Below are 6,027 nucleotides of genomic sequence, written 5' to 3'. Positions count from 1 at the left end.
CGCCTTGTATCTTGCGTTCACCAACGTCGAGCAACGAAAACGTTGGAGCGATGGGGCCGGTGGCCACCGGCCCCATCGCGCGGCGGGCGGCGCCCGAGTACGCCTCGGTTACAACCGCTCTGGAGCATGGGACCGCCGCCGTTGTCACACACAACCGGACAGTCGCTGGATCGTCCATCGCATGGACAAGGTAGGTTACTGTGACGCAGGTAATTTGTGGAGTGGATGTTTCCTCGAAAATGCTGGATGCCCGCATTGGCCGGGATGGAAAAGTCGAGCGTTTTTGTAGGACAAGCGAGGGGATCGATGCCCTGGCAAGCTATTGCCAGGTAAACAACGTGACCCTGGTGGTTATGGAGGCAACTGGCGGCTACGAGAGGCTTCCCTTCGCGCTGCTCTGGCAGCAGGAGATCCCGGTTGCGATCGTCAATCCGCGGTCAGTCCGGCAGTTTGCCGAAGCCATGGGATTTCTGGAAAAAACCGACGCCATTGATGCTGGGATCATCGCCTGGTTTGCCGAGGTCAAGAGGATCGCGCCCCACGCGCCGCTTGGAGCCGAACATGGTCGGCTCCAAGCCCTGGTGCAGCGGCTACGTCAGCTCACCGCCATTCAGACATCCCAGATCAACCAGCGGAGGCTGGTCACCGATCCCGATACTCTGGCAAACGTTGACGCTCTGCTGGCCTTTTTGCGCGGGCAGATCCGCAATCTGGCGAGCGTGATTGCCGGGATTATCGATCAGGATCCGGTATGGGGCGAGCTCGACAAGACCTTTAGGACCATCAAAGGGGTGGCGGATCGGACCGTGGCCCAACTCATGGCCGGATTACCCGAGATCGGAACTCTGTCAAACAAGGCGATTGCCAAACTGGTTGGTGTCGCGCCCATTGCTCGTGATAGCGGCACCATCAAAGGAAAACGCCTGACCAGGGGCGGGCGGGCTGATGTCCGGACGATCCTTTACGTCATCGCCGATATCGTCCGGAGATACAACCAAGAGTTTGCAGACTTTCATAAACGGCTCTCTGACGCTGGGAAGCCCAAGAAGGTCATTCGGATCGCTCTGGCGCATAAGCTGCTGATCCGACTCAACGCAAAAGCGCGTGATGCCCGCAAGGAAATGGCCTTTGCCGCTTGACAGCACAGACAGTCGCTCCAGACCTCTCCCTTGTTTGAAAACAAAAAAATCACCGCCGGTCTCAGCCCGGCATCAGCGCCGCCCCCTGCCACAGGGTCAGCCCCCCGAGCACCGCGAAGGAAGCGGCGGCGGCGGCGCGGATCAGCCGCATCGGCAGCTTCTGGGCGGCGACGTCGCCGAGCAGCACCGCCGGCAGATTGACCAGCAGGATGCCGAGGGTGGTGCCACAGGTGACCAGGATCACGTCGTGGAACCGGGCGGCCAGGGCGATGGTGGCGATCTGGGTCTTGTCACCGATCTCGACCAGGAAGAAGCTGACCAGGGTGGCGAGGAACGGCCCCCAGCCGGGGCGGGACTCGGCCGCGCCCTCGTCGGCGGCGTCGGGCACCAGACACCACGCCGCCATCGCCAGGAACGAGCCCCCGACGATCCAGCGCAGCAGATCGGGGCCGATCCAGCCGGCCACCGCCGCGCCGAGCCAGGCGGCGAGACCGTGATTGGCCAGGGTGGCGAGCAGGATGCCGAGCAGGATCGGCGCGACGCGGCGATAGCGCGCGGCAAGGGCCAGGGTCAGCAACTGGGTCTTGTCGCCGATTTCGGCAACCGCGACCACCCCGGCGGAGACGAACAGAGAGTCCATGTGACAAAGGTCCCGGGGGCGGACGGATGCGACCATGGCCAAGCTCCCCGTCCACCCCCAAGGTGACGGATGCCAGGCCAAAGGTCTCGCCAAGCCAACCGGGCCGGACGCGCCATGGGCCATGATGGCCCAAGTCTGTTGACGCGCCCCCCTTCGGCCGGAACCGAAGGCGGCTACTCCCCAATGACGGCGCGGACCCTATCGCGCGCCCCTGCTATACGCAAGCGTATTTGTTCTGGACGAAAAACTCTGCGACCGTCTACCCATACGGCAGGCACATGCCCATTTATCAGGCAGGGAAAGAGGAATTCGCGGTGGAGACGAGAATGGCCGGCAGGCACGGCATTTCCAAAAAATTTCTGATCATCGTCCTGGCCAGTATCGCCGGCGTGGCGGTGGTGGCGGGACTGGCTTTGTTCTTCCTGCGCGGCATCATGGTCGAGGATCGCGTCGCCAAACTTCATAATCTGGTTGACGTCGCCCAGGGCATCGCCCGCCAACAATACGAGCGGGCGCAGCGCGGCGAGATCGATCAGGCCGAGGCCCAGCGCCTCACCCGCGAAACCCTGCGCAGCCTGCGTTATGACCAGGACGAATACTTCTTCATCTATGCGGTGGACGGCACCACCGTGCTTTATCCCGGCCGGGAAGAGCGCGAGGGCAAGAACGCGATCGAGGTGCGCGATTCCGACGGCGTGCCGCTGATCCGCCGCCTGATCGAGGCGGCCCAGGCCGGCGGCGGCGCGGTGTTCTACCGCTTCCCCCGGGTCGGCTCCGACACCGCCATCCCCAAGGTCTCCTATGCCGCCCTGTTCGCGCCGTGGAACTGGATGATCGGCACCGGCATCTACATCGACGACATCGAGGCGATCTTCCGCGCCAAGGCGCTCGGCTTCGGCGGGCTGGTGCTGCTGGTCGCCCTGGTGGTGGCCGGGCTGGCCCAGCTGATCTCGCGCGGGATCGTCGGCCCGCTCCAGCGGCTGGCCGGCATCACCACCCGCCTCGCCGGCGAGGATTACGCCTGTGAGGTCACCGAAACCGAACGCCGCGACGAGATCGGCGCCCTCGCCGTCTCGATCCGCACCCTGCGCGACGCCGCGCGCGAGGCGGCCGAGCTGCGTCGCGACCAGGAGCGCCACAAGCAGGAGGCCGAGGCCGAACGCCGCCGCGCCGCCCTGGCGATGGCCGACAGTTTCGAACGCAGCGTCAAGCAGGTCTCCGACGTGATCGCCGCCTCGGCCGGCAACATGAAGAACGCGGCCGAAAGCCTGACCGGGGTGGCGCGCCAGACCTCGTCCCAGGCGACCGGCGTCGCCGCCGCCGCCGAGCAGGCCTCGGTCAACGTCCAGACCGTCGCCGCCGCCTCGGAGGAACTGTCGGCCTCGATCAACGAGATCAGCCGGCAGGTCCAGCAATCGGCGGCGATGTCGGCCGAGGCGGTCAGCGAGGCCCGCCGCACCGATCAGCTGGTGCAGAGTCTGGCCGAGGCCACCGACCGGATCGGCATCGTCGTCAACCTGATCAACGACATCGCCGCCCAGACCAACCTGCTGGCCTTGAACGCCACCATCGAGGCGGCGCGGGCGGGCGAGGCCGGCAAGGGCTTCGCCGTGGTCGCCAACGAAGTCAAGGGGCTGGCCAACCAGACCGCCAAGGCCACCGAGGAAATCTCCACCCAGATCGGCGCGGTCCAGAGCGCCACCGGCGAAGCGGTGGCGGCGATCCGCCTGATCGGCGGCACCATCGGCCGCATCGACGAGATCGGCTCCGGCATCGCCGCCGCGGTCGAGGAACAGCACGCCGCCACCGCCGAAATCTCCCGCAACATCCAGCAGGCTTCGGCCGGGACCCGGCAGGTGACCGATTATCTCGGCCAGTTGGCGGCGGCGGTGGCCGAGGTCGGCGACACCTCCAGCAACGTGCTGACCGCCTCGCAGGACTTGGCCGAACAATCCGGCCGGCTCGACCACGAGGTCGGCACCTTCCTCCACAGCGTGCGGGCCTGACGCAAAGCGCGGGCTCCGCCCGCACCCGCCAAGGGCCGCACGGCCCTTGGATCCCCTTCCTTGCCCTTCGCGCGGCAACCACCCGCGCCCAAGCGGAAAGGCCGGTCCGCACCCGACCACCAATGGGATCCAAGGGCCTTGCGGCCCTTGGCGGGTGTGGGCGGAGCCCACAATCATCCCGAAACCCGAGATGAGCCAGCAGGGAATCAGGCCCGGCGGCGGTAGGCGGCCGGGGTTTCGCCGCAGAAATCCCGGAACGCCTTCGAAAACGCGCTGAGGCTGGCAAAGCCGAGTTGGTCGGCCACCTCGGCCAGCGGCGGGCCGGGCTGGGCCAACAGCGCCAGCGCCGCCAGCATCCGGCTCTGGCTCAGATAATGTTGCCAGCTCATCCCGGTCTCGCCCTGGAAATGGCGCCGCAGGCTCCGTTCCGACATCGCGGCGGCGCGGCAGGCCCCCGACAGGGTGGCGTCGGCCAGATGGGTCTGGGCGTACTCCATCGCCCGCGCCAGTCCGGGATGATCGCTGCGCGGCAGCCGGAACGGCATCTCGTGGGCCACCCATTCCCGGCACAGCAGCGTCAGCGCCCGGAAATAGGCATCGGCCAGTTCATCCGGCCGGGGGCGGTCGGGCGGCCAGCGCGTCGCGTACAGGATCATCTCCCGCATCACCGGCGCCACCGCCACCACCCGCACCCCGCCGCCGCTCTCCCCCAGGCTCCCCGCCGGAAAGAACACCGAGGCCGAATCGACCGGCCCCAGCCAGGTGCGATGGCGCATTCCGGCCGGAATCCAGATCGCCCGCTGCGGCGGCAGCAGAAACCGCGCCGTCGCCGTCTCCAATTGCAGGCTGCCCCGGATTGCGTACAGCATCTGATCGCTGCCATGGGCGTGCCAGTCATAGGCGAATGGCTCGACCACCGCCTCGCGGAAGGCAAAGGCGTCGGCGGGATGGCGCTCGATCCCCACCGTCTCGATCCGCTGTCGCGTCTCCGCCCCGCTCAGCCAGCGCATCCCCGCCTCCCCGTCGCCACTTTGGCCGATTGTAGCACTTTATTGGCCGGCCGGCGTTCATCGGCCAAGGCCGCGCCGTGCTATGCCTGAGGGATCGATCCCCCCGGCCCCACAGGAGAGCGCGATGAGCGAGCGCGACCGGCACCAAGCCTCGATTCTCGACCAGTTCACCCGGCAGGCGGCAGGCTTCGCCGCCCTGCCCGCCCATTCCGACCAGGACGCCCTCCGCCTCTGTTGCGAGCTGGCCCGGCTCGGCCCCGATGATGTGGCGCTCGATGTCGCCTGCGGCCCCGGCATCCTCGCCTGCGCCCTCGCCGCCACCGCCCGCCACGTCACCGGCCTCGACCTCACCCCGGCGATGATCGCCCAGGCCCGGCGGCGCCAGCGCGAAGCCGGACTCGCCAACCTCAGGTGGGAAATTGGCGACGGCCACGCCCTGCCCTTCGCCGACGGCGCCTTTTCGTTGGTGACCAGCCGCTACGCCGTCCACCACCTGCTCGATCCCCGGGCGATGCTGGCGGAAATGCGCCGGGTCTGCACCGTCGGCGGCCGCCTCCTGCTGATCGACGCCACTCCCACCGCCGCCACCCAGGCCGCCTATGACGCGATGGAAACCCTGCGCGATCCGTCCCACACCAGCGCGTTGACCCTCGATCAGATGCGCGGGCTCGGCCAGCAGCTCGGTTTGAGCGAGCAGGCGATCGGGGGCTACCGGCTGGAGGTCGAACTGGAGGCCCAGTTGCGCGCCGCCGCCTGCCCGCCCGGCGCGGAAGAAAGGCTGCGGGCGCTGTTCCGGCGTGACGCCGAGGACGGTGTTGACCGGCTCGGCGTCGGGGCTCGCTACGAGGAAGGCGAGATCCGGTTCTGTTATCCGATCTCGATCCTGGTGCTGGGACGGGAAAGCTAAAAAAACGTGGGCTCCGCCCACACCCGCCAAGGGCCGCAAGGCCCTTGGAACCCTTTGGGGGGAGGCGCACCGCCGTTCAGGGAGCCGGCGTCAGCGCGAAGGGGCTATATATATGGCGTCACATATGGACGCCGTATTCGAGCCGGGTCAGATAATCTTCGACCAACTGCGTCCCGGCCGGGGTGGCGAGCAGTTCGATCGGTCGCCGCCGGTCGAGCCCCAGCGCCGGCTGTTCCAGCCAGCGCTCGGCCTCCTCCCGGCCGCCGAGCAGTTTGACAACCTCATCGACACCCACGGCCTCCGACATGGTAACTCCTACTCGACA

Annotated in this window: 6 protein-coding genes and 1 riboswitch; of the genes, 3 read left to right on the top strand and 3 right to left on the bottom strand. The window is 67.4% G+C overall.

Translation table 11 applies throughout. The features are described from left to right. The first annotated feature begins 200 nt into the window (after positions 1 to 200). Positions 201 to 1,139: an IS110 family transposase gene (locus tag ACFSNB_RS03755; protein WP_377314636.1), complete on the top strand. Its 939-nt coding sequence runs from the start codon at positions 201 to 203 to the stop codon at positions 1,137 to 1,139. Positions 1,140 to 1,200: 61 nt separating this feature from the next. Here the strand turns inward: ACFSNB_RS03755 and ACFSNB_RS03750 are convergent, their stop codons facing one another. Continuing rightward, complete coding sequence (locus ACFSNB_RS03750) at positions 1,201 to 1,779, bottom strand: TMEM165/GDT1 family protein (RefSeq protein WP_377314635.1); 579 nt, start codon at positions 1,777 to 1,779, stop codon at positions 1,201 to 1,203. Positions 1,780 to 1,795: 16 nt separating this feature from the next. Further along, positions 1,796 to 1,973, bottom strand: a riboswitch (yybP-ykoY riboswitch). 120 nt (positions 1,974 to 2,093) lie between these two features. On the opposite strand from ACFSNB_RS03750, the gene ACFSNB_RS03745 reads away from it, so the two are divergent. After that, complete coding sequence (locus tag ACFSNB_RS03745; protein ID WP_377314633.1) at positions 2,094 to 3,785, top strand: methyl-accepting chemotaxis protein; 1,692 nt, start codon at positions 2,094 to 2,096, stop codon at positions 3,783 to 3,785. 206 nt (positions 3,786 to 3,991) lie between these two features. On the opposite strand, the gene ACFSNB_RS03740 is transcribed toward ACFSNB_RS03745, so the two are convergent. Beyond that, the gene (locus tag ACFSNB_RS03740) at positions 3,992 to 4,795 is read right to left on the bottom strand and encodes an AraC family transcriptional regulator (protein WP_377314631.1); all 804 of its coding nucleotides are present in this window, start codon (positions 4,793 to 4,795) and stop codon (positions 3,992 to 3,994) included. Between the two features lie 124 nt (positions 4,796 to 4,919). On the opposite strand from ACFSNB_RS03740, the gene ACFSNB_RS03735 reads away from it, so the two are divergent. Continuing rightward, positions 4,920 to 5,702, top strand: coding sequence for a class I SAM-dependent methyltransferase (locus ACFSNB_RS03735; RefSeq protein ID WP_377314629.1), 783 nt, complete (start codon positions 4,920 to 4,922; stop codon positions 5,700 to 5,702). Positions 5,703 to 5,820: 118 nt separating this feature from the next. Here ACFSNB_RS03735 and ACFSNB_RS03730 read toward each other — a convergent pair whose 3' ends face one another. After that, on the bottom strand, positions 5,821 to 6,009 hold the full coding sequence (locus tag ACFSNB_RS03730) for an antitoxin Xre/MbcA/ParS toxin-binding domain-containing protein (RefSeq protein ID WP_377314627.1): 189 nt from the start codon (positions 6,007 to 6,009) through the stop codon (positions 5,821 to 5,823). Between the last annotated feature and the right edge of the window lie 18 nt (positions 6,010 to 6,027).

This window comes from Phaeospirillum tilakii (assembly GCF_042683125.1).
In the GTDB taxonomy this organism is placed as follows: domain Bacteria; phylum Pseudomonadota; class Alphaproteobacteria; order Rhodospirillales; family Magnetospirillaceae; genus Phaeospirillum; species Phaeospirillum tilakii.
The sequence above is the reverse complement of the archived record's forward strand: the minus strand, read 5'-3'. Positions and strand labels throughout refer to the sequence as shown.

What these genes read in the sequence shown, in the direction of transcription:
- ACFSNB_RS03750 (WP_377314635.1), bottom strand. Translation starts at nt 1,779, where the DNA reads ATGGACTCTCTGTTCGTCTCCGCCGGGGTGGTCGCGGTTGCCGAAATC.
- ACFSNB_RS03740 (WP_377314631.1), bottom strand. Translation starts at nt 4,795, where the DNA reads ATGCGCTGGCTGAGCGGGGCGGAGACGCGACAGCGGATCGAGACGGTG.
- ACFSNB_RS03735 (WP_377314629.1), top strand. Translation starts at nt 4,920, where the DNA reads ATGAGCGAGCGCGACCGGCACCAAGCCTCGATTCTCGACCAGTTCACC.
- ACFSNB_RS03730 (WP_377314627.1), bottom strand. Translation starts at nt 6,009, where the DNA reads ATGTCGGAGGCCGTGGGTGTCGATGAGGTTGTCAAACTGCTCGGCGGC.